The following is a 24,287-nucleotide window of genomic DNA, read 5'->3' on the forward strand; positions in this document are numbered from 1 at the left end:
GAACACCGGATCGGGCGGACGCGGGTCGGGGAGGGGGCGGGTGAGTGCGGTGGTGAGCGCTGCCGGATGCCTGGCTGCCAACGACTGGATCTGCGGCGAGTACGTCCGCTCCCGCGCCCAGGAGTTGACCGAGGCCACCGTCGAGCACGTGTGGATCACGGCCGTGTCGGTGCTGATCGGGCTGGCCGTGGCCTTCCCGCTGGCGCTGCTGGTGCGTGCCCGGCCGCGGTTCGCGGCGCCGGTCCTGGGACTGACGACCGTGCTGTACGCCGTTCCGTCGCTGGCGATGTTCTCGCTGCTGCTGCCGTTCTTCGGCCTGTCGGCCGCGCTGGTAGTGACCGGCCTCGTGCTGTACTCGCTGACCATTCTCGTGCGGAACATCCTGGCCGGACTCGCCTCGGTGCCCGAGGACGCCCGGGAGGCGGCGCGCGGGATGGGGTACGGGCCGGGGCGGCTGCTGTGGGAGGTCGAACTGCCCCTGGCGCTGCCGGCGGTGATGGCGGGCGTGCGGATGGCGACGGTGTCGACGGTCGCGCTCACGACGGTCGGCGCGCTGGTGGACTACGGCGGTCTCGGCACCCTCATCACGACGGGACTGAAGAGCTTCTTCAAGGCGCAGGTGCTGACCGCCTCGGTGCTGTGCGTGCTGCTCGCGGTCACGGCCGACCTGCTGCTGCTCTGGCTCCAGCGGCGGCTCACCCCCTGGAGCCGGCCGGCTCGCGTGCCGGGCGTACGGACTCGCATACGCATACGCAAGGCGGGGTGAGGGATGGGCGCGGTGTCCGACGCCTGGGTCTGGCTGACGACCGGGGCCAACTGGCAGGGCGAGAGCGGGGTGTGGCACCGGCTGGCCGAGCACCTCTGGTTCAGCGGTGTGTGCCTTGTGGTCTCGTGCCTGATCGCGCTGCCGCTCGCGCTGTGGCTCGGGCACATCGGCCGGGGCGGCGCGCTGGCCGTCAACATCTCCAACGTGGGGCGTGCGGTGCCCACGCTGGCGGTGCTGGTGCTGCTGACGCTCACTCCGCTGGGCCGGCACGGCGACCTGCCGACGATCATCGCGCTCGTGCTGTTCGCCGTGCCGCCGCTGCTCACCAACGCGTACGTGGGCATGTGCGAGGTGGACCGTGCGGTGGTCGAGGCGGCGCGGGGAATGGGGATGTCCGGCGGCCAGGTGTTCCGCCGGGTGGAACTGCCCCTCGCGTACCCGATGGTGATGACGGGGCTGCGGTCGGCGACCGTGCAGGTGATCGCCACCGCGACGCTCGCCGCGATGGCGGGCGAGGGCGGGCTGGGCCGGATCATCACCGCCGGGTTCAACACGAACGACACCGCGCAGGTGGTCGCCGGGGCGCTGGTGGTCGGCGCGCTCGCCCTGCTGGCCGAGGGCCTGCTGGTGGTGGTGGGCCGGCTGTGCGACCCCATGCGGGCCACCCGGCGCGCGCACTGAACCGAAGCTGACGGCGACAGAGCTGGACCGGACGGAGAACGTGATGAGCAGGAATTTCCGCATGACGGGTGCGGTACTGGGCGTGGTGGCGCTCACCGGCGGGCTGGCCGCGTGCGGCGGCGGCCAGAGCCTGGAGGAGCGGGGCGGCTCGGACACCTCGTCGACCGGCGGCGGCGACAAGGGGGCGCTGGTCGTCGGGTCGGCGGGCTTCACCGAGGCCAACGTGCTGGCGGAGCTGTACGCGCAGGTGCTGAAGGACGCCGGCTACTCCACGTCCATCAAGACCGTGGAGAACCGCGAGCTCTATGAACCGTCCCTGGAGAAGGGCGAGATCGACGTCGTACCGGAATACGCGGCTACGCTTGCGGAATTCCTGAACGCGAAGGTGAACGGTCCGAAGGCGGTCGAGGAGAAGCCGGTCGCGTCCAGCGATGTCGCCGCCACCGTGACGGCGTTGGAGAAGCTCGCCGGGCCACGCGGTCTGAAGGTCCTCCCGGCCGGTGACGCGGTCGATCAGAACGCCTTCGCGGTGACCAGGGAATTCGCCGAGAAGAACAAGCTCAGGACGCTTTCCGATCTCGGTGCGTCGAAGCTGAAGGTCAAGATCGCGGCCGGGGACGAGTGCGAGATACGGCCCTTCTGCGCGCCCGGACTGAAGAAGACGTACGGCATCGATGTGACGGGCATCGATCCCAAGGGCGTGGGCACGCCGCAGGCCAAACAGGCCGTGAAGGACGGCATCGACCAGCTCGTCCTGACCACCACGACGGACGCGACCCTGGACAACTTCGGGCTGGTGCTGCTGGAGGACGACAAGAAGCTCCAGAACGCCGACAACGTGCTGCCGGTCGTCAATGCGAAGGACGCCGGTTCGGCGGAGATAGCCGCGGCTCTCAACAAGATCACCGGGGTGCTCACGACGGAGGATCTGGTGGAGTTGAACAGGAAGGTCGACGCCGAGCGGGCAAAGCCGTCGGACGTGGCGAAGGCTTACCTGGAGTCCAAGGGACTGATCAAGAAGTAAGTGCCGCCAGGGGTGTCGGCCCGGTGCGGAGCCGATTCGCATCACAGGGCCGAAACATTGCCGGTCCGACACCCCATACGGCGCCTACGCACGGTAAATTTCAGGCCATGCCACGTGGACGCCACCGCCATTCCCCACCCCTGCACAGGCTTCTGCCTCCTTCCGCGGTAGCCGGCGCGGCCGTTCTGTGCGCCGGTGGCGCCTGGCTCTTCGCCGATCCGCTGGTGCCACGCCTCCTGGCGGCCGCCGCGGCCGCCGCGGCGGTCACCGGCGCGGTTTTGATGCGCAGTTGGGACCGCGCGGCCGGCCGCCGCGTCGCCGAACTGACCCGGGCCCGGGCCGGTGACCAGTGGCGCACCGAGGAGCGCATGGCCGAGCTGGAGACCGACCTGGAGGAGTCCCGCGAGCTGCGCGCCAAGCTCGACGCCAAGCTGCGCGCCAAGCGGGTCGAGCTGGCCGCGCTGCGCAACGAGCACGCCGAGCTGCTGCGCCGGTACGCCACCGCCGAGACCGAGCGCGCCAGCGCCCTGGAGGGCCGCCGTCAGCTCGCCCTGGAGGCCGCCGCCCCCGCCCGGGCGCTGCCCGCCGCGAGCTCGACACCCACGCCGTCCGCGTACCTCCAGGCCGCCAAGGCGCTGGAGAACCTGACGCGCAACGCCGCCGGGCAGGAGGCCAGGCGCACCACCGAAGAGGCCCGGCGCCGTGACCTGGCGGAGCGGGCCCGTGAGGTGGACGAGCCGCAGGGGAAGCACGCGGCGGTCGCCGAGCGGCAGCACGACCGCCCGTCGGCCGCCGCCCCTTCCGCCCACGGCGCGTCCACGATGCGCCGGGTCCCGCCGGCCGCCGCGGTCGTGCCGCGCACCGAGCAGCGCCGCCCGGCATCGCGCCTCCAGGGCGGTTTCGACTTCTTCGGCACGGGCGCGAAGACCCCCGCCGCCCTCGAGTCCGGACAGGGCATCGAGTCCGGACAGGGCATCGAGTCCGTGCAGCACGAGGACCTGGCCGACGTCGTGGGCGAGGAGGCCCTCGCCGTACGGCGCCGGGAGGACCGCGCGGTCGGCAAGGTCATCGACCTGACCGCCCACGACGAGACCGAGCAGCTCGACGTGGTGGAGCTGCGGCGCGACGCGGTGTCGTGACGCGCGCCGCGGTGTCGTGGAGGCGCCGCGGATTCAATGAGGCGCGGCCGGCTACTTGTCGATGTCGCCGACGACGAAGAAGAACGACCCCAGGATCGCCACCATGTCCGCGACCAGCGTGCCGGGCAGCAGCTCCACCAGCGCCTGGATGTTGTTGTAGGACGCCGAGCGGAGCTTGAGGCGGTACGGGGTCTTGTCGCCCTTGGAGACCAGGTAGTAGCCGTTGAGGCCGAGCGGGTTCTCGGTCCAGGCGTACGTGTGGCCCTCGGGCGCCTTGAGGACCTTCGGCAGCCGCTGGTTGATCGGACCGGGCGGCAGTCCGGCGATCCGGTCCAGGCACGCGTCAGCGAGGTCCAGCGAGTTGTGGGTCTGCCCCAGCAGGCACTCGAACCGGGCCAGGCAGTCGCCGTCGGTACGGGTGACGACCTCCAGGGTGTCCTGGAGCTCCCCGTACGCCAGGTACGGCTCGTCGCGGCGCAGGTCGAAGTCGACGCCCGAGGCGCGGGCGATCGGGCCGCTGACCCCGTACGCGTGGACGATCTCCGGCGACAGGACGCCCACGCCGCGGGTGCGGCCCCGGAAGATCTCGTTGCCGAGGACGAGCCGGTCGTAGACGTCCATACGGGAGCGGACCTCGGCCACCGCGGCGCGGGCCCGGCCGAGCCAGCCCGCCGGCAGGTCCTCCTTGAGGCCGCCGACCCGGTTGAACATGTAGTGCATCCGGCCGCCGGAGACCTCCTCCATGACGTGCTGGAGGTCCTCCCGCTCCCGGAAGGCGTGGAAGATCGGTGTGATACCGCCCAGTTCGAGGGGGTACGAGCCGAGGAACATCAGGTGGTTCAGGACCCGGTTCAGCTCGGCGAGCAGGGTGCGGGTCCACACGGCCCGCTCCGGCACCTCCATGCCGAGCATCCGCTCGACGGCCATGACGACACCCAGCTCGTTGGAGAACGCCGACAGCCAGTCGTGGCGGTTGGCCAGCATGATGATCTGGCGGTAGTCGCGTGCCTCGAAGAGCTTCTCCGCGCCCCGGTGCATATAGCCGACGACCGGCTCGGCGTGCCGGATCACCTCGCCGTCCAGGACGAGCCGGAGGCGCAGCACGCCGTGCGTGGAGGGGTGCTGGGGTCCGATGTTCAGCACCATGTCGGTGCTTTCCGCGGCACCGCCGATGCCGACCGTGGTCTCCGTCATGCCGGACAGTATCCCTCCCCGGGCACGCTCTGGAGCAGCCAGGTGAAGTCCCCGAGCCCGCCCCGTGCGGTCAGCTCGGCGGCCTCCCCGGCACGGGCGAGCGCCCGTACGTAACCGGCGGGGTCGGTGCGGGCCATGTCGAGGGGCGGGCGCCCCCCGCTCACCCCGAGCCGCCCGAGCGCCTCCCGCTGGGTGAGCAGCTCCGGGGCGCACGGGACGCGGCCCACCTTCGCGCCCGCCTCCGCGCAGGCGTCCGCCCCCGCCTCCGCGCACGCGTCGAGAGCCACGTGCGCCGTGACGTCGCACGTCCCGTCCGGCACCGGGGGGACCTCGCGCCCCGCGCGGAATCCCGTGAGGGTGCCGAACGGGGGCCGTGCGGCGGCCGTGTGGGCGTAGTCGACCGCCACCGCCAGACCCGCCGACAGGGTGCCCACCGCGCGGGCCCAGGCCTCGTCGCGCGGCCGGCCGATCTCGGCGCGCTCGCCCGCCTCCCGCAGCGGCCACCAGCGGGCCAGCCACGCGGCGTCCGCGCCCTCCACGGGGGCGCCCGGCCGCTCCGTGCCGTCGGGCGCCACCTCGACGTACCGGGGCGTGCCCGACCCGTCCAGCTGCGCCACGTCCACCGGCACGTTGTCCAGCCACTCGTTCGCGAACAGCAGGCCACGCACACCGGACGGCGGCTCGGCCGACCACGTGACGCGCGGGTCGAGCCCCTCGGGCCGGGCGGCGCGTTCGACGGCGTACGCCCGTACCCGAAGATCCGCCGGGGCCGCCGCCAGCACCGCCGACACCAGCTCGCCGCGGCCCGCTCCCATGTCGACCAGCGCGATCTCGTCGGGCCCGCCCAGCTCCTTCGCGACCCGGCCGAGCAGCCGGGCCACCGCCCCCGCGAACAGCGGCGAGGCGTGTACGGAGGTGCGGAAGTGCCCCGCCGGGCCCTCGGGGCGGAGGTAGAAGCCGCCGGGCCCGTACAGAGCCGCCTCCGTGGCCTCCCGCCAGCCACGCCACGGACCGCGTTGACACGTCTCATCATTCACGGGCACCAGTCTCCACCTTGCGGAGTACGCCTCCGCCCCGTGGATCGAACCTCCGGTTGACCCATGCACCTATCGGTCTTCCCTACGCTGGGTTACGTGCAGCGCCTCTACGACTTCATCCGCAGACACCCCACGGGCGTCGACAGTTTCTGGGCTGTGATGCTCCTCGGGTTCTCCTTGCTGTGGGTGGCCCAGGCCCCGGAGGGTGCCGAACCCCGCCCAGTGGCCGCCGGGATCGTCCTGCTGCTCTGCCTCGCCCTCGCGCTGCGCCGCCGCGCGCCCGAGAAGATGCTGGTGCTCATCGCCGCCCTCGGCGTCGCGCAGCTCGCCCTGGACATCGAGATCAACCCGGCCGACTTCGCGATGCTCGTCGTCATCTACACCGTCGCGGCGCAGAGCGACGGCCCGCGGTGGGCCTCCCGCCTCGCGCTCGTCGGAGGGGTGTGCGCGGCGCCGCTCTCCCAGCTGCGCTGGCCCGAGGAGAACGTCTCCACCGCCGGCAAGATCTTCTTCACCGTCGTGATGGCCGTGCCGTTCGTGCTCGCCTGGGTGCTCGGCGACTCCATGCGCACCCGCCGGGCCTACTTCGCCCAGCTTGAGGAGCGCGCCTCCCGGCTGGAACGCGAGCGCGAGGCCCAGGCCAAGGTCGCCGTCGCCGCCGAGCGCGCCCGTATCGCCCGCGAACTGCACGACGTCGTCGCCCACAACGTCTCCGTCATGGTCGTCCAGGCCGACGGCGCCGCCTACGTTCTCGACAGCTCGCCCGACCAGGCCAGACAAGCCCTCGACACCATCTCGACCACCGGCCGCCAGGCCCTCGCCGAAATGCGCCGGCTGCTCGGCATCCTCCGCACCGGCGAGCCGCAGGACTCCGAGGACTACGTGCCGCAGCCCGACGTCCAGCAGATCGAGGAGCTGGTCGAGCAGGTCCGCGCCGCCGGCCTGACCGTCGACTTCCGGGTCGAGGGCACCGCCCGCCCGCTGCCGAGCGGCGTCGAGCTCACCGCGTACCGCATCGTCCAGGAGGCGCTGACCAACACCCGCAAGCACGGCGGCCCGGACGCCGGGGCGAGCGTGCGGCTGGTGTACTTCGACGACGGACTCGGCCTGCTGGTCGAGGACGACGGTCGCGGCGCGGCCCACGAGCTGTACGAGGACGGGGGCGCCGACGGCAGGGGCCACGGCCTGATCGGCATGCGTGAGCGCGTCGGTATGGTCGGCGGCACCCTCGACGCCGGGCCGCGGCCGGGCGGCGGGTTCCGGATCAGCGCCCTGCTCCCTCTCAAGCCCGCCCACTGACCCCTTCCTAAGGACTGCCGCATGTCCATCCGTGTGATGCTCGTCGACGACCAGGTGCTGCTGCGCACCGGCTTCCGCATGGTGCTCGCCGCCCAGCCGGACATGGAGGTCGTCGCGGAGGCGGGCGACGGGGCCGAGGCCATCGACATCCTCCGCTCCACCGCCGTGGACGTGGTCCTGATGGACGTACGGATGCCGAGGCTCGACGGCGTCGAGGCGACCCGCCGCATCTGCGGCTCCCCGAACGCCCCCAAGGTCCTCATCCTCACCACCTTCGACCTCGACGAGTACGCGTTCTCGGGGCTGAAGGCGGGTGCCAGCGGCTTCATGCTGAAGGACGTACCGCCCGGTGAACTGCTCAGCGCCATCCGCTCCGTGCACAGCGGCGACGCGGTCGTCGCGCCGTCCACCACCCGGCGCCTCCTGGACCGCTTCTCCCCGATGCTCCCGGCCACCGGCAAGGAGCCGCGCGACAAGACGCTGGAGAAGCTGACCGAGCGGGAGCGCGAGGTCATGATGCTGGTCGCCCAGGGCCTGTCGAACGGCGAGATCGCGGCCCGGCTGGTGTTGTCCGAGGCGACGGTCAAGACCCATGTGGGCCGCATCCTCACCAAGCTCGCGCTGCGGGACCGCGTCCAGGTGGTCGTCCTGGCGTACGAGACGGGCCTGGTACGGGCCGGGGGCGGCGGGTTCTGAGCGCGGCCGCCCCGCCCCTGGCCTCAGCGCAGCACCGTCTCCAGGAAGTCGCTGCCGATCCGGGCCACCGCGGCCACGTCCAACTGGTGCAGGACGTACCGGCCGCGGCGCCGGGTCGTCACGAGCGAGGCCTTCTTCAGCACGGCCAGGTGGCGGGAGACCTCCGGCGGGGTGATGCCGTACGTCTCGGCCAGCTCACCCGTCGTGTACGCGGCGCGCGCGAGCTGTCGGCACATCCGCATCCGCATGGGGTGGGCCAGGGCGTCCATGCGGAGCTGGAGCAGCTCCACGGAGGCGGGGCTCGGCAGCTCCGGGGCGCCCACGGGGTAGTGCACGAGGGGCCGCCAGCCCGGGGCGTGCAGCACCATCAGGTGGGGCCAGCCGAAACTGGACGGTACGAACGTCACGCCCGCGCCGACCGAGGGGTCGACGGCGGTGGTCCGGCCGTTCGCCAGCTTGTCCACCTCGATGCGCTGCCGGTCGCCGTCCTCCGAGAACGTCGTCGTCACGGCGGGCGACACCGCGCGCAGCGTCTCGGACAGGCCCTTGCGGCGCAGGAGCTCCGTCTTGTGCCGGGCGTCGGCGGCGAGGCCGGGCGCGACCCGGCGCCAGGTGTCCGCGAAGAACGCCCGGTCGCAGTCCTCGAAGAGCCTCCGCAGCCAGGCGCGTACGCCGGCGGGGTCGGCGAGCATCCGGCGGGTGAACTCGAGCTGCTTGGGGCCGCGGTTGGCGGCCAGCTCCAGGGCCCGCTCGGGACGGAGGGGGCCACCGGTCGGGTACTGCTCGGAGCAGGTGAACTCCAGCGCGGCGGTGACGAACCGGTCCTCGTCCAGCCGGTCCAGCATGTCCAGTTCCTCGGCGAGCGTCGCGCCGGTGCGGCCGTCACCGCCGCGGATACCGGCGTACGGAAGGAGGATGTCCGAGAAGCTGGTCGTCCAGAGGAAGTTCGCCTCGTGGAGACGGTCGGCCAGGTCCGGCTTGAGCGCGGCGGCGGTCGCGGTCGCCCAGCCGTGGAGACCCGGATGGTGGCCGGGTTCGGCCAGCGCGTGCAGCGCCACGCCCAGCTCGGCGAGGGGCGACGGCTCGAAGACGATGCGCTCGGGCGGCAGGCCCGTGATGTCGATGATCACGCTCACGTCCCCATGGTGAGGGGTCCGGCGGTGGGCCTCGCGCCATTTGACGGGGCTCGTCAATCGACGGGGCGGTACGGGGCGGGCGGGCGGAGGGTGGCGTGCATGAACGCCCTCCAGCAGCACATGATCGACGCCTACCGGGCCGTCCGGCACGGCGAGGAGCCCCCGCCGCTCCCCGGCCGGGACGACGTGGCCGCCCTCCGCGCGGCCCGCGACCACCGCCCGAGCCGTCCCCGCGACCGGGAGCGGTCCACAGGCTGTGGACAGTGACATAGCCCCGCGTAACGCTGGCGTAGCATGACGAGAAATCGTCCGGTACCCCCCGCGGACTGGAACGGAAGGCCGTCGACGCGTGAACGCATCATCACAGACCCGCCCCGCCCGGCTCGCCGTCGGCGTCGTCGGCGCCGGCCGGGTGGGACCCGCCCTCGCCGCTGCGCTGCAGCTCGCCGGGCACCGCCCGGTCGCCGTCTCGGGCGTGTCCGACGCCTCCCGGCGGCGCGCCGCCGAGCTGCTGCCCGACGTGCCGCTCGTCCCGCCCGCCCAGGTCCTGGAGCGCGCCGACCTGGTCCTGCTCACCGTCCCCGACGACGCGCTGCCCGGCCTGGTCCAGGGCCTGGCCGACACCGGCGCCGTACGCCGGGGCCAGCTCCTCGTCCACACCTCCGGGCGGTACGGCACCGCCGTGCTCGACCCGGCCCGCCGCGCCGGCGCCCTCCCGCTCGCCCTGCACCCCGCCATGACGTTCACCGGCACCGCCGTCGACGTCCAGCGCCTCGCGGGCTGCTCGTTCGGCGTCACCGCCCCCGACGAGCTGCGCCTGGCCGCCGAGGCCCTGGTCGTCGAGATGGGCGGCGAGCCCGAGTGGATCGAGGAAGCGGCCCGCCCGCTCTACCACGCGGCCCTTGCGCTGGGCGCGAACCACCTCGTCACGCTCGTGGCCCAGTCCATGGAGTTGCTCCGCCAGGCCGGTGTCGGCGCACCGGACCGGATGCTCGGCCCGCTCCTCGGCGCCGCCCTGGACAACGCCCTGCGCTCCGGTGACGCCGCCCTCACCGGCCCCGTCGCGCGCGGTGACGCGGGCACGGTCGCCGCGCACGTCGCGGAGCTGCGCAAGCACGCGCCCGCCACCGTCGCCGGATACCTCGCCATGGCCCGCACCACCGCGGACCGCGCCCTCGCCCATGGCGTCCTCAAGCCCGAGCTCGCCGAGGACCTGCTCGGCGTCCTCGCGGACGGCTCCGCGGGAGCCGACGGCTCCACCGGAACTGACGGCTCCGCAGGAGCAGAAGGAGACAGCGGCCGATGAGCCCCGACTTCGAACTGATCCCGACGCGCGACGGCCTGGAACACGTCCTCGAACACCGCGCGCCCCGGGGCCGGACCGCCGTCGTCATGACCATGGGCGCCCTCCACGAGGGCCACGCCACCCTGGTCCGCGCCGCGCGCAAGCACGTCGGCAGGGCGGGATACGTCCTGGTCACGGTCTTCGTGAACCCGCTCCAGTTCGGCGCGGGCGAGGACCTCGACCGGTACCCCCGCACCCTGGAGGCCGACCTCAAGACCGCCGAGCAGGCCGGCGCGAACGCCGTGTTCGCCCCGTCCGTCGACGAGGTCTACCCGGGCGGACAGCCCCAGGTGCGGATCACCGCCGGCCCCATGGGCGAGCGGCTGGAGGGCGCGTCCCGCCCCGGCCACTTCGACGGCATGCTCACCGTCGTCGCCAAGCTGCTGCACCTGACCCGCCCCGACGCGGCGTTCTTCGGCCAGAAGGACGCCCAGCAGCTCGCCCTGATCCGCCGCATGGTCCAGGACCTGAACTTCCCCGTCGAGATCGTCGGCGTACCGACCGTCCGCGAGCCCGACGGCCTGGCCCTGTCCAGCCGCAACCGCTACCTCTCGCCGCGCGAGCGCCGCACCGCCCTCGCCCTGTCCGCCGCGCTGTTCGCCGCCCGCGACCGGCTCGCCGCGCAGACGGCGCTGCTGGCCCGCGCCGAGACGCTGCCCGCCTCCGAGAGCCGCGCCGAGGCCCTGTCCCGGCTCGGCGAGGCCCGCGCGGCCGCCGACGCCCACGCGGTGGCCGCGGCGGCACCCGGCGGCGGCGCCCACGCGGTTCGGGCCGCCGCCGGCGCGGTACTCGACGAGGCGGCGAAGGCCGACCCGCCGCTGCGCCTGGACTACCTGGCCCTGGTGGACCCCGCCGACTTCACCGACGTCCCCGACGACCACACCGGCGAGGCGATCCTCGCCGTCGCCGCGAAGGTCGGCACCACGCGGCTGATCGACAACCTCCCCCTCACCTTCGGAGCCCCCGCATGACCGGCATACGCCTCCAGGCCCCCGCCCCCGGCTGGTCGATCGACGCCGATGTCGTCGTGGTCGGCTCCGGCGTCGCGGGCCTGACCGCCGCCCTGCGCACCGCGGCCGCCGGGCTGCGTACGGTCGTCGTCACCAAGGCCCGCCTCGACGACGGCTCCACCCGCTGGGCGCAGGGCGGCATCGCGGCGGCGCTCGGTGAGGGCGACACCCCCGAGCAGCACCTCGACGACACGCTCGTCGCGGGCGCCGGCCTCTGCGACGAGGAAGCCGTTCGCCTCCTGGTCACCGAGGGCCCCGACGCGGTACGCCGCCTGATCGCGACGGGCGCCCGCTTCGACACCGATGAGGCCGGCACGATCGAGCTCACCCGCGAGGGCGGCCACCACCGCCGCCGCATCGCGCACGCGGGGGGTGACGCGACCGGCGCCGAGATCTCCCGCGCGCTGGTCGACGCGGTCCGCGACCGCGCCGTACGCACCATCGAGAACGCGCTGGTCCTGGACCTGCTCACCGACGCCGAGGGCCGCACGGCCGGCGTCACCCTGCACGTCATGGGCGAGGGCCAGCACGACGGCGTGGGCGCCGTCCACGCCCCGGCCGTGGTTCTCGCCACCGGCGGCATGGGCCAGGTCTTCTCCGCCACCACCAACCCGGCGGTCTCCACCGGCGACGGCGTCGCGCTCGCGCTGCGCGCCGGCGCGGAGGTCAGCGACCTGGAGTTCGTCCAGTTCCACCCGACGGTCCTGTTCCTCGGCCCGGACGCCGAGGGCCAGCAGCCGCTGGTGTCGGAGGCGGTACGCGGCGAGGGCGCCCACCTGGTCGACGCGGACGGCGTCCGGTTCATGGTCGGGCAGCACGAGCTGGCCGAGCTCGCCCCGCGCGACATCGTCGCCAAGGGCATCATGCGCCGCATGCGCGAGCAGGGCGCCCGCCACATGTACCTGGACGCCCGGCACTTCGGGCCCGACATGTGGGCGGCCCGCTTCCCGACGATCCTCGCCGCCTGCCGCGCCCACGGCATCGACCCGGTGACCCAGCCCATCCCCGTAGCCCCGGCGGCCCACTACGCCTCCGGCGGCGTCCGCACCGACCTCCACGGCCGCACCACCGTGCCCGGCCTGTACGCGTGCGGCGAGGTCGCCTGTACGGGCGTCCACGGCGCCAACCGGCTCGCCTCGAACTCGCTCCTGGAGGGCCTGGTCTTCGCCGAGCGTATCGCCGACGACATCGCGGCCTCCCCTGCTCGCTCGGGCGACCCCGTGCCGCACCCCGCGCCCCGTGTCCTCCCGCTCCTGGACCCCGACGCCCGCAGCCGCATCCAGCACGTCATGACGACGGGCGCCGGGGTGCTGCGTTCCGCCGCCAGCCTCGCGGAGGCCGCGGACGCCCTGGACGCCGTCCACGCCGAGGCGCTGAACGACGGGCCGGACGGGCACAAGGCCGCCGAGCCCGGCGTGGACTCCTGGGAGACCACCAACCTGCTGTGCGTGGCCCGCGTCCTCGTCGCCGCCGCGCGCCGCCGCGAGGAGACCCGCGGCTGCCACTGGCGCGAGGACCGCCCCGACCGCGACGACACCGCCTGGCGCCGCCACCTGGTGGTCCGCCTCGGCCCCGACCGGAGCCTGGACGTCCGGCCCACCGACACCCAAGACTTCCCCCCGACCGACGCCGACGCCCCCAGGGAGCCGTAACCGTGAGCACGCCCGAAGAACGCCCGCAGCCCGTGGACGTACCCCTGATCAACATCAGCGCCCCGGCCGACCAGGCCGTCGGCGGCTGCGGTGACGGGTGCGGCTGCGGTGGCGACGACGAGGTGTACGAGTGCGGGCTCGACCCGGCGCTCGCCGCGCTCCTCGTGAACGCCGGCCTCGACCCCGTCCTCGTCGAGGACGTGGCGTACCGCGCCATCGAGGAGGACCTGGACGGTGGTGAGGACGTGACGAGCGTCGCGACCATCCCCGAGGACGCGGTCGCGACCGGTGACTTCACGGCCAGGGAGGCGGGCGTCGTCGCCGGCATCCACGTCGCCGAGGCGATCCTGTCGGTCGTCTGCACGGAGGAGTTCGCGGTCGAGCGGCACGTGGCGGACGGCGACCGCGTCGAGGCGGGCCAGAAGCTGCTGTCGGTCACCACCCGCACCCGCGACCTGCTCACCGGCGAGCGCAGCGCGCTGAACATCATGTGCCGCCTGTCCGGCATCGCCACCGCCACGCGCGCGTGGGCGGACGCCCTGGAGGGGTACAAGGCGCAGGTCCGCGACACCCGCAAGACCACGCCGGGGCTGCGCGCCCTGGAGAAGTACGCGGTCCGCTGCGGCGGCGGCGTCAACCACCGGATGTCGCTGTCCGACGCGGCCCTCGTCAAGGACAACCACGTGGTCGCGGCGGGCGGTGTCGCGCAGGCCTTCAAGGCGGTGCGGGAGGCCTTCCCCGACGTACCGATCGAGGTCGAGGTGGACACCCTCCACCAGGTCCGGGAGGTCCTGGACGCGGGCGCCGACCTGATCCTGCTGGACAACTTCACCCCGGCGGAGACCGACGAGGCCGTCACGCTCGTCGCGGGCCGGGCCGTGCTGGAGTCGTCGGGCCGCCTCACCCTGGAGAACGCCGCCGCGTACGCCGCGACGGGCGTCGACTACCTGGCGGTCGGCGCGCTGACCCACTCCTCCCCGATCCTCGACATCGGCCTCGACCTGCGAGAGGCGGACCAGGGCTGATGCTGCTCACGATCGACGCGGGCAACACCCACACCGTCCTGGGCCTGTTCGACGGCGCGGAGATCGTCGAGCACTGGCGCATCTCCACCGACGCCCGCCGCACCGCCGACGAGCTCGCCGTGCTCCTCCAGGGCCTGATGGGCATGCACCCGCTGCTCGGCGACGAGCTGGGCGACGGCATCGAGGGCATCGCGATCTGCTCGACCGTCCCGTCCGTGCTCCACGAGCTGCGCGAGGTCACGCGTCGGTACTACGGCGACGTCCCGGCCGTGCTCGTCGAGCCGGGCATCAAGACCGGCGTGCCGATCCTGACCGACAACCCCAAGGAGGTCGGCGCCGACCGCATCGTGAACGCGGTGGCGGCGAACGAGCTGTACGGCGGCCCGGCGATCGTCGTCGACTTCGGTACGGCGACGACGTTCGACCCGATCAGCGTGCGCGGCGAGTACATCGGCGGGGTGATCGCCCCGGGTATCGAGATCTCCGTGGAGGCGCTCGGCGTCAGGGGCGCCCAGCTCCGCAAGATCGAACTTGCCCGCCCGCGCAGCGTGATCGGCAAGAACACGGTCGAGGCCATGCAGGCGGGCATCGTGTACGGCTTCGCCGGCCAGGTCGACGGCATCGTCAGCCGTATGAAACGCGAACTCGTGGGCCGTGACGGTGACCCCTCCGACGTCACGGTCATCGCCACGGGCGGCTTGGCGCCGATGGTCCTGGGCGAGGCCAAGGAGATCGACGAGCATGAGCCGTGGCTGACCCTGATCGGCCTCCGCCTGGTCTACGAACGCAACGTCTCGCGCATGTAGCGCGATGCCGCCCGCCGCCCGCCGTCCGTTGCGGGGGCGCCCCGCCGTCCGTCGTCGGCAATACGTCCCGCCGGGCGCGACGGGTGGGCACAACGGCCGGGACGGTGCCCTTTCCCGGTGCGCACCGGGGGCTGTGGGGGCACCGTCCCCGGGTGAGGACAACGCGCCCGGCAATTGCCCGGTAAGCGAATTTTGTCCGATTAGCACGTATCGTCGGGCCATGCCCACGCCATACGGATCCCGCGGCGGCCTGGCGTTCGGCGCAGACGAGCTGCGTGTGCTCCGACGCGCCCTCGCCCATGCCCTCCACCCCACGCCCCTCGACGACGAAGACGTGCAGGACTGCCTGCGACTCGCCGGCTCCGTGGACGAGGCGGTCCGCGAGGCCGGCCGGATGCGGGCCTTCCTCCTCGCCGACCTCGCCCGCTACCGCGACGCCCTGCCCGGCTCGGCGGCCGGGTACCTGGAACTGCTCCAGGACGCCCTGGCCGCCGGCTACGACCCCGGACCCGAGGACCTCGCCGCACTGCGCACCCTCAGCGGTACGCCGGTCGGCGCGGCCCTCCTGGAGCGTTGCCGGACGCTCGCCGAGCACTCCGTACGGGCCCGGCTGGCCGGACGGCACGTCACGCCCGCCCCGCGCACCCGGCTGCTCGCCCTGCCCGGCGGCCGCGACGGCGGGTCGAACGAACCGAAGCCCAGACCCGCACCGCCCTCCCCGCCACCACCGTCCGAGCGGCCGGTGCCCAAACCGTCCGAGGTCTTCCCGCCCCGCCGGCGCCCCGCCGCGCCCCCACCCGAGGAGCGGGCCGTCGGCTAGCTACCCTGGAGCCATGGAATACGTATCCGCGCTCCTGCCCCCCGTGGTGATGGCCGCCTTCTTCATCGGCCTCGTCGTGACCATCGTCAAGAGCCAGGGCGGCCCCAACAAGGCCAAGGAGGACGCGGCCGTGGACGCGGCGCTCGCCCGCGCCGAGGCCACCCGCCAGGCGGACGGCGCCGCGCAGTCCTGACCGGCCGGTACGGCGGCATCCGCGCCGAGGGCGTACGACCTACCCGTCGTACGCCCTTTTTGCTCCGTCAATAGCCAGTTATTCCGACATCTCCCACTATGGTGAAGATGTGCCCCGTCAATTGGGAGAGCTCGAAGACGCCGTCATGACGCGCGTCTGGCAATGGAACCGGCCCGTCACGGTCCGGGAAGTCCTGGAGGATCTCCAGCAGGAGCGGTCCATCGCCTACACCACCGTCATGACCGTAATGGACAATCTCCATCAGAAGGGCTGGGTGCGCCGGGAGGTCTCGGGCCGCGCCTATCGATATACGGCGGTCTCCACCCGGGCCGCCTACTCGGCCGCACTGATGAACGAAGCCTGGTCGAAGAGCGACAACCCCGCCGCCGCACTCGTGGCCTTCTTCGGGATGATGTCGCCGGAGCAGCGAGAGGCACTCAGCGACGCGGTCCGCGTCGTGCAACGGGACACCCCCGAACAGGGCGGCGAAGAACCGGCGGAAGAACCACAGGGAGGCCGGGCCGCCGATGGCGAGGCGGAGACCGGGCGATAGCGTCCAGACATGTCGTCCTCCCCCTCCCCGTCCTCCGAGCTCCCGCCCCCCGGCCCGGCGAAAGCCGTGACCGTGCGCCGGGCCCGGACCAGTGATGTGCAGGCGATCCGCCGACTCGTCGACCCGTACGTCACCGAAGGCATCCTCCTCGACAAAGCACCGGTGACGCTTTACGAGGACATCCAGGAGTTCTGGGTCGCGGAACGCGACGAGGACGGCAGTGTCGTCGGCTGCGGAGCACTGCACGTGATGTGGGAAGACCTCGCCGAAGTGCGCACTCTCGCGGTCGATCCCGACTTCACGGGCGCCGGAGTCGGTCATCAAGTGCTCGACAAGTTGCTGCACACCGCCCGCTGGCTCGGCGTCCGCAGGGTTTTCTGCCTGACCTTCGAAGTCGACTTCTTCGCGAGGCACGGCTTCGTCGAGATCGGTGAGACCCCGGTCGACGGAGATGTCTACACCGAGCTCCTGCGTTCCTATGACGAGGGCGTCGCCGAGTTCCTCGGTCTCGAACGAGTGAAGCCGAACACCTTGGGCAACAGTCGGATGCTTCTGCACCTGTGATCTGCCGATCCCGGATCCCGGCACCCTATGTCCGAATCGCGCATGTTTCCTGGGCTCTCGGGGATCTGAACCTCTCCCAGGGGTTTGTGTTTTCCGGGGAAAAGCGGTTTCCTTTCCGCGTACTGCATTTTCGATGAAAGGAAATCCGGTGGCACAGAAGGTTCAGGTCCTTCTTGTCGACGACCTCGACGGTGGCGAGGCGGACGAGACGGTGACGTTCGCTCTGGACGGCAAGACGTACGAGATCGACCTCACCACCGCGAATGCCGACAAGCTTCGTGGCCTGCTCGAGCCGTACACCAAGAGCGGCCGTCGTACCGGTGGCCGCGCTTCGGCCGGCCGTGGCAAGGGCCGGGCGGCCGCGGGTGGCAGCCCCGACACCGCGAAGATTCGCGCATGGGCCAAGGAGAACGGTTACAACGTGAACGACCGCGGCCGCGTGCCCGCCGATATCAAGCAGGCTTACGAGGACGCCAACCGCTGAGTGCGGTCCGCACCCAGCAAACGGACCCGGTGACATTCCGATGCCGCCGCGTCCACGAGTCGTACAAGGCAGGGGGCACCGGTGACGCCCCCGACGGCCGACATGGCCGGCAGCGTCGGCTCCACTTCGCGCCCGGGTTCGGGGGGGCGCAGCCACGAGGCGGCGCCGTGTGAGCCGGACCCGCTCCATCCTGGGGGAATCGGAGCGGTCGTCCGGTCGCCGGCGCCCAGGGCGACCAGATCGAGGGCGATCCCGCCCCACTCCAGCCAGTCGAGCAGTCCCGGCAGCTCGTCGGCGGCGCCCGCGGCCACCAGCAGCCGCATCCTGGGGCCCGCGAGGGCCACGGGCCACCGGCCTCCCACCCGCCGCAGCACGGCGAACCCGGCGGCGGCCGGCAGTTCCAGGACGTCGAAGCGCAGTCCCGTGAGCAACTCCACCGGACCCCCGGCGCCCCCCGACGCGGTGGCCCAGCCGAGCTCGTGCTCGTACCACCACGCCACACCGTCACGGTTGAACGGTGAACGGGGTGCGGGGAGCGAAACGGGGAGGGCCATGCCCGGGGAACTCGGGACCGGCGTCCGAAGTTACGCACCGTTTTCCCTTCGGCACTCTCCGTGTCCGACGGGGGACCGCCCGACGGTGTGGCGGAACGCAAGGCTGTTCGCCCGTAGCTGAGGGAACCGGGGTGTGCCGCATGGAGTGTCAGTGCTTACGGGTAAGACATTCCTAGTGAGGAGGGGCGACACGCAGGATCTGGCGTCTCACGTTCGCCATCGGCGTACTGCCAGTGAGGGTAAGTGCCTGGCCTGCGGGAACATCGTCTCGGACCATTGGGTTGGAGCATTTGTCGGCGTTCGGGTCAGGAGGCCAGAGACGGGTGTCGGCAGTTGGAATGAGCGGTCCCCGCTTGCGGGACTAAGCTGCGGAAGGACAGGGAGGGGACCGACCCCTTACTGCCTGACCGCTCTGAGGAGCGATTAACGATGTTCGAGAGGTTCACCGACCGCGCGCGGCGGGTTGTCGTCCTGGCTCAGGAAGAAGCCCGGATGCTCAACCACAACTACATCGGCACCGAGCACATCCTCCTGGGCCTTATCCACGAGGGTGAGGGTGTCGCCGCTAAGGCCCTGGAGAGCCTCGGGATTTCGCTCGAGGCGGTCCGCCAGCAGGTGGAGGAGATCATCGGCCAGGGCCAGCAGGCCCCGTCCGGGCACATCCCCTTCACGCCCCGTGCCAAGAAGGTCCTGGAGCTGTCGCTCCGCGAGGCCCTTCAGCTCGGCCACAACTACATCGGCACCGAGCACATCCTGCTCGGCCTGATCCGCGAGGGCGAGGGCGTCGCCGCCCAGGTCCTCGTGAAGCTGGGTGCCGATCTCAACCGGGTGCGGCAGCAGGTCATCCAGCTGCTCTCCGGCTACCAGGGCAAGGAAGCCGCCACCGCCGGTGGTCCTGCCGAGGGCACGCCCTCGACGTCCCTGGTCCTCGACCAGTTCGGCCGGAACCTCACCCAGGCCGCTCGTGAGTCCAAGCTCGACCCGGTCATCGGGCGCGAGAAGGAGATCGAGCGGGTCATGCAGGTGCTGTCCCGCCGGACCAAGAACAACCCGGTCCTCATCGGCGAGCCCGGCGTCGGCAAGACGGCGGTCGTCGAGGGCCTGGCGCAGGCCATCGTCAAGGGCGAAGTGCCCGAGACCCTCAAGGACAAGCACCTCTACACCCTGGACCTCGGCGCCCTCGTCGCCGGCTCCCGGTACCGCGGTGACTTCGAGGAGCGCCTGAAGAAGGTCCTCAAGGAGATCCGCACCCGCGGCGACATCATCCTGTTCATCGACGAGCTCCACACCCTGGTGGGTGCGGGCGCCGCCGAGGGCGCGATCGACGCCGCGTCCATCCTGAAGCCGATGCTGGCCCGTGGTGAGCTGCAGACCATCGGCGCCACCACGCTCGACGAGTACCGCAAGTACCTGGAGAAGGACGCGGCCCTGGAGCGCCGCTTCCAGCCCATCCAGGTCGCGGAGCCGTCGCTGCCGCACACCATCGAGATCCTCAAGGGCCTGCGCGACCGTTACGAGGCCCACCACCGGGTCTCCATCACGGACGAGGCACTGGTCCAGGCCGCCACCCTGGCCGACCGGTACATCTCGGACCGCTTCCTGCCGGACAAGGCGATCGACCTGATCGACGAGGCCGGTTCCCGGATGCGCATCCGCCGGATGACCGCGCCGCCGGACCTCCGCGAGTTCGACGAGAAGATCGCGGCCGTCCGCCGGGACAAGGAGTCCGCGATCGACTCCCAGGACTTCGAGAAGGCGGCGTCTCTCCGTGACAAGGAGAAGCAGCTGCTGGCGGCGAAGGCCAAGCGGGAGAAGGAGTGGAAGGCCGGCGACATGGACGTCGTCGCGGAGGTCGACGGCGAGCTGATCGCCGAGGTCCTCGCGACCGCCACCGGCATTCCGGTCTTCAAGCTCACGGAGGAGGAGTCCTCCCGCCTCCTGCGCATGGAGGACGAGCTCCACAAGCGCGTCATCGGGCAGAAGGACGCCATCAAGGCCCTGTCGCAGGCGATTCGCCGTACGCGTGCCGGCCTGAAGGACCCGAAGCGCCCGGGTGGCTCGTTCATCTTCGCCGGCCCGTCCGGTGTCGGTAAGACCGAGCTGTCCAAGACGCTCGCCGAATTCCTCTTCGGTGACGAGGACGCGATGATCTCCCTCGACATGTCGGAGTTCAGCGAGAAGCACACGGTTTCCCGTCTCTTCGGTTCCCCGCCCGGATACGTGGGTTACGAGGAGGGCGGCCAGCTCACCGAGAAGGTCCGCCGGAAGCCGTTCTCCGTCGTCCTCTTCGACGAGGTCGAGAAGGCCCACCCCGATATCTTCAATTCCCTTCTCCAGATCCTGGAGGACGGTCGCCTGACCGACTCCCAGGGCCGGGTCGTGGACTTCAAGAACACGGTCATCATCATGACGACCAACCTCGGGACCCGGGACATCTCGAAGGGCTTCAACCTGGGCTTCGCCGCCCAGGGCGACGTCAAGACCGGTTACGACCGGATGAAGGCGAAGGTCAACGAAGAGCTGAAGCAGCACTTCCGGCCCGAGTTCCTCAACCGCGTCGACGACACGGTCGTCTTCCACCAGCTCAGCCAGGAAGACATCATCCAGATCGTCGACCTGATGATCGCCAAGGTGGACGAGCGCCTGAAGGACCGCGACATGGGCATCGAGCTCAGCGGTTCCGCGAAGGAGCTCCTCGCCAAGCACGGCTACGACCCGGTGATGGGCGCCCGGCCGCTGCGCCGGACGATCCAGCGCGAGATCGAGGACATCCTCTCGGAGAAGATCCTCTTCGGCGAGCTGCGCCCCGGTCACATCGTGGTCGTGGACACCGAGGGCGAGGGTGAGGAGAAGAAGTTCACCTTCCGCGGCGAGGAGAAGTCCGCCCTGCCGGACGTCCCCCCGATCGAGCAGGCCGCCGGCGGCGCCGGTCCGAACCTCTCGAAGGACGCGTAAGCGGTAACGCCCGCTGACTGAAGGGCTGCCCCGGCCCGTACGGAAACGTACGGGCCGGGGCAGCCCTCGTTTTTCCGCACCCGACCATCACGGCCGGATCGTCAGCCGGTCGCCGAGTGCCTGGCCACCGGTGATCCGGCGCTTTGCGAGACGGGAAACTTCGACGCGCAGCCCCGTCAAGGAGAGCAGCGGCCTCAGGTCCAAGCGCCCGTCCTGCTGCACGATCGGATGATCCAGGTCGAGCTGCTGGAGCCGGGGGAGCTGGGCCATGGATTCCGTGGCGACCGCAAGGAGGGGTACGTATTCCAGACTGATCCGGCGCAGATCACCCAGCTCGGGCGGGATAGACAGGCGCTCCAGCGCCGGGCAGCCGCCGATGAGCAGGTGTCGCACATCGGTGGCGCAGCGGCCCAGGAAGTCGAGATCGGTCAGCGCGTGGTTGTTCCGGATGCCGATGACGTGGCACTTCCACCCGGACAAGGCTCCTTCCATCTCATCGGCCGTGAAGTCACCGTAGAACACCAGCTGCTGTGCGTGAGGGACCAGACGCAAGTGGGCCAATTGCTCGCGGGTCGTCACGAGAAGGGGCTCGTGCCGCAGGTCGATCAGGCTGAGGACCTGGCGGGCGTACGCCTCGATCGGGTAGCGGTCCCAGTCACGGGCAAGCCAGAAGGCGACCTGCGGGTCACCGGCCTGCGCGAAGCGCCGAGCGTAGGGCAAGGCCTCCGAGCCGCCGACCCGGTGGATCAGGTCGACAACTTGGGCGGCTTGGCTCATGGGTGACCCGTCGGGCATCGGCAAGAGGGGCAGTACGTACGGGCCCAGCCGGGCCAATGTGTGCTGTTGCCGATAGCCCGACCCCGGCAGGACCGACTTGATCGCAGCGCGAACCCGTTCGTCGGTGCCATGGTCCAGCCACGCCGCGTGCTGGGCGCACAGGCCTGCAAGAACGTACAGGGTGACCTGCCGGTCGCGCTTGGTGGTTCCGCCCGCCTTCAGTAGGCCGTTGACCAGCTCCGGCAGCTGGCGGCGGGAGCAGTGGCCGGCTGCGAGCAGGAGGACGTCGTGCCACTCCTGGTCGTGGGTGTGCTGGAGCATCTCCTTCAGGTTGTCGTCCTCGACGAATTCCTTCGCTGCCAGGAAGTCCTGGAAGGTGCGGTGGGCGAACTGGAAGGTTCCGACGGCCCTCTCCAGGAGGAGGCCGCTGCGGTTGAGCACGTGGTTCATTACGTCGTCGGGAGAGCCCTGGCCGCGGACGCCGGGCATGCCGGGCAGGACGCGCTGGAGTTGGTGAAGGGCCTGGTGACGGGTGAACTCCGTCTGGCCATTGCGCACCAGCCACGCGGCGATCCGTTGGAGGAGCTGCTGGTGTTCCTCCACCGACATCGTGATGCCCTCGGGAGCGCCGATCTTGCGTCGCTTGTCTCGGTCGCCGAGAAGCATCTGCAGGGCTGACTCGTACAGGGCCCACCGTGTTTCGGGCAGGAAGCCCTGGCGCAGCCGGTGCAGGGCGCAAATGACGGCACAGAGCAGAGGCGTGCGGGCCAGGTCGCTCAGGGTCGGGTTCTGCTCGAATTGCTGGGCGAGGTCGCGTTCCAGGTCGTTCAGGTTCTCGTCATCGTCCTGGTCGAGGCGGGCCGCAGCGTGCCAGGCGGTGACGAAGGCCTGGATGTCCTCGTCCCGCATGGGCAGCAGGGTGAGTTCCTCGAACCCCTCCGATCTCAGCCATGCCGGTTCGACCGCGAGCGGGCGTACGGTGGCCAGGCAACGCGTCTCGGGGAAACGGGCGAGCAGGTTGGAGAGCCACGTGTGGGCAGCCTCTCGGTCTTCCTGGGGTACCTCGTCGAGTCCGTCCACGAGCAGTAGCGCGCGACCGTTCTTGAGGACCCGCCCGGCCCAGCCGGCCGGGGGCTCATCGATCATCAGACGGGCGGCTTTGGGAAGGCCGAGCGGCGAGGGAAGCATCCCGCCATGGGCGCGAAGGGTGCGCAGGGGGACCACGAACGGCACGAGCCCGTTCAGCTCGGCGAGCTGTGGACCGAGCGTTCCGGCCGCCGCGTGGGCCGCTAGCCACCACACGAGGGTTGTCTTGCCGGCGCCCGCATCGCCCCGCAGCAGGACTCGCGGCCGGGAAGCGAGCAGGTCGTCGATGCGGTGCGGTACAGGGGCGGCCGTGTCCGGACCCCGCGAGGCAGCCTCCAACGACAAATACGCCGTGTCCAGGTCCCACTGCGAGGCTCGATTGCCGAGATCGTCCAAGCCGAAGATCCTGGTACGCCGGTAGGCGGCGGAGATGGCCTCGGCATATTCCTCCGCGTAGGCCACGTCCTCAGGATGCGCCCCGGTGACTTTGGTCAGGTGATCGGGGACCCGCAGGCGAGTGACGACGGTGAATGCCTCGCGGAAGCGGCCGTTCTCGGCGATCGACCGGAGGGGCACACACTCGACGCGGTGATGATTGCGGCCCTGCGGCACTTCTTTCACGATGCCGATGAGGCCGTCACCTACGAATACGGGGGCGCCTGACAGACCGGCGAGGGCAGATGGCCCGGCAGGCGGCTCTGCGGCGGGCGGGCGGTCGAACTCGAACACCAGGGTGCGCTGGATGAGCCCCGCCATGGGCAGGACGGTCCCGCTGTACTGGTCCAGGTCGGGCCTGCGGCCCGCGTCGTATCGCTGGATGCGCGGGAACCCGACGATCTCGCAGTGCGGCACAGGGCGCTGGGTGTCCAGCGCGCTCAGCCGTGCACGTAGGGGTGCGGCGTCGGTCCGGTTGGCGAGGTGCAGCAGGGCGGCGTCGAGGCGGTCGTCCGACCATAGCGCGGTGCCGACGACCAGGCCGGTGCGGCCTGGCACCGCGACCCGGACGCTGCGGCTGCCGGCGAGGACATGGGCACAGGTGAGCACGGTGTCCTGGGTGAGTAACACCCCGCTGCCCTGCTGCTTCGCCGAGAGGACGGCCACCGCTCCCCGTGCGGTCAACGCGACTCCCGTGCCGCACCGAAGTCGGAGACGTCCACGGAGTCCCCGCTGCCGACCTTCCACGACGCGCCGGTCACGGCGTCCTGTGGCTTGAGGATGAAGGACACGCGGTGCGTCCGCCCCGTCGTACGTGTCCCGTCGGCGCCGGCTTCGGCGACCCAGGCCTTGACCTTGGTTCCGCCCTTGACCTCCCGGCGGAGTTCGATGGCGAACTCCATCTCGATGTCGCCCACCTCGAAGGCCAAGGGCCGGCCGGTGGAACGAGTGGCGGCGTCGATCAACTGGTCGCGCACCGACTGGATGGCGTCGGCAAGTTCGATGTCAGCGTCAATGTCGGTCATGGCCCGGACCGTACCGAGCAGGAGTGCCCGA

General features: G+C 71.4%; 24 protein-coding genes. 18 read left to right on the forward strand and 6 right to left on the reverse strand.

The window, feature by feature from the left end:
- Positions 1-52 precede the first annotated feature (52 nt).
- The 4 genes from ACZ6C1_RS34525 to ACZ6C1_RS34540 all read left to right on the forward strand — a co-directional run bounded on the left by ACZ6C1_RS34525 (position 53) and on the right by ACZ6C1_RS34540 (position 3,610).
- The gene (locus tag ACZ6C1_RS34525; protein ID WP_469246814.1) at positions 53-766 is read left to right on the forward strand and encodes an ABC transporter permease; all 714 of its coding nucleotides are present in this window, start codon (positions 53-55) and stop codon (positions 764-766) included.
- 3 nt (positions 767-769) lie between these two features.
- On the forward strand, positions 770-1,447 hold the full coding sequence (locus ACZ6C1_RS34530) for an ABC transporter permease (protein WP_469246645.1): 678 nt from the start codon (positions 770-772) through the stop codon (positions 1,445-1,447).
- Between the two features lie 43 nt (positions 1,448-1,490).
- Positions 1,491-2,471 (forward strand): ABC transporter substrate-binding protein, encoded by a 981-nt coding sequence (locus ACZ6C1_RS34535; protein WP_469246647.1) that lies wholly within the window; start codon positions 1,491-1,493, stop codon positions 2,469-2,471.
- A gap of 107 nt (positions 2,472-2,578) precedes the next feature.
- Positions 2,579-3,610 carry a hypothetical protein gene (locus ACZ6C1_RS34540; protein WP_469246649.1) on the forward strand — a complete coding sequence of 344 codons (1,032 nt, stop codon included), beginning with the start codon at positions 2,579-2,581 and terminating at the stop codon, positions 3,608-3,610.
- A 51-nt stretch (positions 3,611-3,661) separates the two neighbouring features.
- Here ACZ6C1_RS34540 and ACZ6C1_RS34545 read toward each other — a convergent pair whose 3' ends face one another.
- Positions 3,662-4,804, reverse strand: a complete 1,143-nt coding sequence (locus tag ACZ6C1_RS34545; RefSeq protein WP_469246651.1) for an NADH-quinone oxidoreductase subunit D — start codon at positions 4,802-4,804, stop codon at positions 3,662-3,664.
- Positions 4,801-5,841: an SAM-dependent methyltransferase gene (locus ACZ6C1_RS34550; RefSeq protein WP_469246654.1), complete on the reverse strand. Its 1,041-nt coding sequence runs from the start codon at positions 5,839-5,841 to the stop codon at positions 4,801-4,803. Before ACZ6C1_RS34550 ends, ACZ6C1_RS34545 begins: the two co-directional genes overlap by 4 nt.
- A gap of 96 nt (positions 5,842-5,937) precedes the next feature.
- Between ACZ6C1_RS34550 and ACZ6C1_RS34555 the strand changes: the two genes are divergently transcribed.
- Both ACZ6C1_RS34555 and ACZ6C1_RS34560 read left to right on the forward strand, forming a co-directional pair.
- Positions 5,938-7,140: a sensor histidine kinase gene (locus tag ACZ6C1_RS34555; RefSeq protein ID WP_469246655.1), complete on the forward strand. Its 1,203-nt coding sequence runs from the start codon at positions 5,938-5,940 to the stop codon at positions 7,138-7,140.
- Between the two features lie 21 nt (positions 7,141-7,161).
- Positions 7,162-7,836 (forward strand): response regulator, encoded by a 675-nt coding sequence (locus tag ACZ6C1_RS34560; RefSeq protein WP_469246656.1) that lies wholly within the window; start codon positions 7,162-7,164, stop codon positions 7,834-7,836.
- Between the two features lie 23 nt (positions 7,837-7,859).
- Here ACZ6C1_RS34560 and ACZ6C1_RS34565 read toward each other — a convergent pair whose 3' ends face one another.
- On the reverse strand, positions 7,860-8,966 hold the full coding sequence (locus tag ACZ6C1_RS34565) for a DUF5937 family protein (protein WP_469246816.1): 1,107 nt from the start codon (positions 8,964-8,966) through the stop codon (positions 7,860-7,862).
- Positions 8,967-9,071: 105 nt separating this feature from the next.
- Here ACZ6C1_RS34565 and ACZ6C1_RS34570 point away from each other — a divergent pair, with 105 nt between their 5' ends.
- The 11 genes from ACZ6C1_RS34570 to ACZ6C1_RS34620 all read left to right on the forward strand — a co-directional run bounded on the left by ACZ6C1_RS34570 (position 9,072) and on the right by ACZ6C1_RS34620 (position 17,424).
- Positions 9,072-9,239 (forward strand): hypothetical protein, encoded by a 168-nt coding sequence (locus ACZ6C1_RS34570; protein WP_469246720.1) that lies wholly within the window; start codon positions 9,072-9,074, stop codon positions 9,237-9,239.
- A gap of 82 nt (positions 9,240-9,321) precedes the next feature.
- The gene (locus ACZ6C1_RS34575; RefSeq protein ID WP_469246722.1) at positions 9,322-10,278 is read left to right on the forward strand and encodes a Rossmann-like and DUF2520 domain-containing protein; all 957 of its coding nucleotides are present in this window, start codon (positions 9,322-9,324) and stop codon (positions 10,276-10,278) included.
- Positions 10,275-11,288: a pantoate--beta-alanine ligase gene (panC, locus tag ACZ6C1_RS34580; protein ID WP_469246735.1), complete on the forward strand. Its 1,014-nt coding sequence runs from the start codon at positions 10,275-10,277 to the stop codon at positions 11,286-11,288. Before ACZ6C1_RS34575 ends, panC begins: the two co-directional genes overlap by 4 nt.
- On the forward strand, positions 11,285-12,979 hold the full coding sequence (locus tag ACZ6C1_RS34585; RefSeq protein ID WP_469246736.1) for an L-aspartate oxidase: 1,695 nt from the start codon (positions 11,285-11,287) through the stop codon (positions 12,977-12,979). Before panC ends, ACZ6C1_RS34585 begins: the two co-directional genes overlap by 4 nt.
- A gap of 2 nt (positions 12,980-12,981) precedes the next feature.
- Positions 12,982-14,004 (forward strand): carboxylating nicotinate-nucleotide diphosphorylase, encoded by a 1,023-nt coding sequence (nadC, locus tag ACZ6C1_RS34590; RefSeq protein WP_469246737.1) that lies wholly within the window; start codon positions 12,982-12,984, stop codon positions 14,002-14,004.
- The gene (locus ACZ6C1_RS34595) at positions 14,004-14,810 is read left to right on the forward strand and encodes a type III pantothenate kinase (RefSeq protein WP_469246739.1); all 807 of its coding nucleotides are present in this window, start codon (positions 14,004-14,006) and stop codon (positions 14,808-14,810) included. Before nadC ends, ACZ6C1_RS34595 begins: the two co-directional genes overlap by 1 nt.
- 250 nt (positions 14,811-15,060) lie before the next feature.
- Positions 15,061-15,630, forward strand: a complete 570-nt coding sequence (locus ACZ6C1_RS34600) for a hypothetical protein (RefSeq protein ID WP_469246818.1) — start codon at positions 15,061-15,063, stop codon at positions 15,628-15,630.
- A 13-nt stretch (positions 15,631-15,643) separates the two neighbouring features.
- Positions 15,644-15,823 carry a hypothetical protein gene (locus tag ACZ6C1_RS34605; RefSeq protein WP_469246740.1) on the forward strand — a complete coding sequence of 60 codons (180 nt, stop codon included), beginning with the start codon at positions 15,644-15,646 and terminating at the stop codon, positions 15,821-15,823.
- A 109-nt stretch (positions 15,824-15,932) separates the two neighbouring features.
- Complete coding sequence (locus tag ACZ6C1_RS34610; protein WP_469246741.1) at positions 15,933-16,376, forward strand: BlaI/MecI/CopY family transcriptional regulator; 444 nt, start codon at positions 15,933-15,935, stop codon at positions 16,374-16,376.
- A 9-nt stretch (positions 16,377-16,385) separates the two neighbouring features.
- Entirely contained in the window at positions 16,386-16,940 is a 555-nt protein-coding gene (locus ACZ6C1_RS34615) for an amino-acid N-acetyltransferase (RefSeq protein WP_469246742.1), read from the forward strand.
- Positions 16,941-17,088: 148 nt separating this feature from the next.
- Positions 17,089-17,424, forward strand: coding sequence for a histone-like nucleoid-structuring protein Lsr2 (locus ACZ6C1_RS34620; protein ID WP_073757004.1), 336 nt, complete (start codon positions 17,089-17,091; stop codon positions 17,422-17,424).
- On the opposite strand, the gene ACZ6C1_RS34625 is transcribed toward ACZ6C1_RS34620, so the two are convergent.
- Complete coding sequence (locus ACZ6C1_RS34625; RefSeq protein WP_469246743.1) at positions 17,403-17,978, reverse strand: SCO3374 family protein; 576 nt, start codon at positions 17,976-17,978, stop codon at positions 17,403-17,405. The genes ACZ6C1_RS34620 and ACZ6C1_RS34625 overlap by 22 nt on opposite strands.
- 429 nt (positions 17,979-18,407) lie before the next feature.
- On the opposite strand from ACZ6C1_RS34625, the gene ACZ6C1_RS34630 reads away from it, so the two are divergent.
- The gene (locus ACZ6C1_RS34630; protein WP_084898041.1) at positions 18,408-20,933 is read left to right on the forward strand and encodes an ATP-dependent Clp protease ATP-binding subunit; all 2,526 of its coding nucleotides are present in this window, start codon (positions 18,408-18,410) and stop codon (positions 20,931-20,933) included.
- 87 nt (positions 20,934-21,020) lie between these two features.
- On the opposite strand, the gene ACZ6C1_RS34635 is transcribed toward ACZ6C1_RS34630, so the two are convergent.
- Together ACZ6C1_RS34635 and ACZ6C1_RS34640 are read right to left on the reverse strand one after the other, a co-directional pair.
- On the reverse strand, positions 21,021-23,915 hold the full coding sequence (locus tag ACZ6C1_RS34635) for an NACHT domain-containing protein (RefSeq protein WP_469246769.1): 2,895 nt from the start codon (positions 23,913-23,915) through the stop codon (positions 21,021-21,023).
- A complete protein-coding gene (locus ACZ6C1_RS34640) occupies positions 23,912-24,256 on the reverse strand; it encodes a trypco2 family protein (RefSeq protein WP_469246771.1) in 345 nt (114 codons plus the stop codon). The genes ACZ6C1_RS34635 and ACZ6C1_RS34640 overlap by 4 nt, the downstream gene beginning before the upstream one ends.
- Positions 24,257-24,287 lie beyond the last annotated feature (31 nt).

The organism is Streptomyces sp. NPDC041796 (assembly GCF_055590785.1).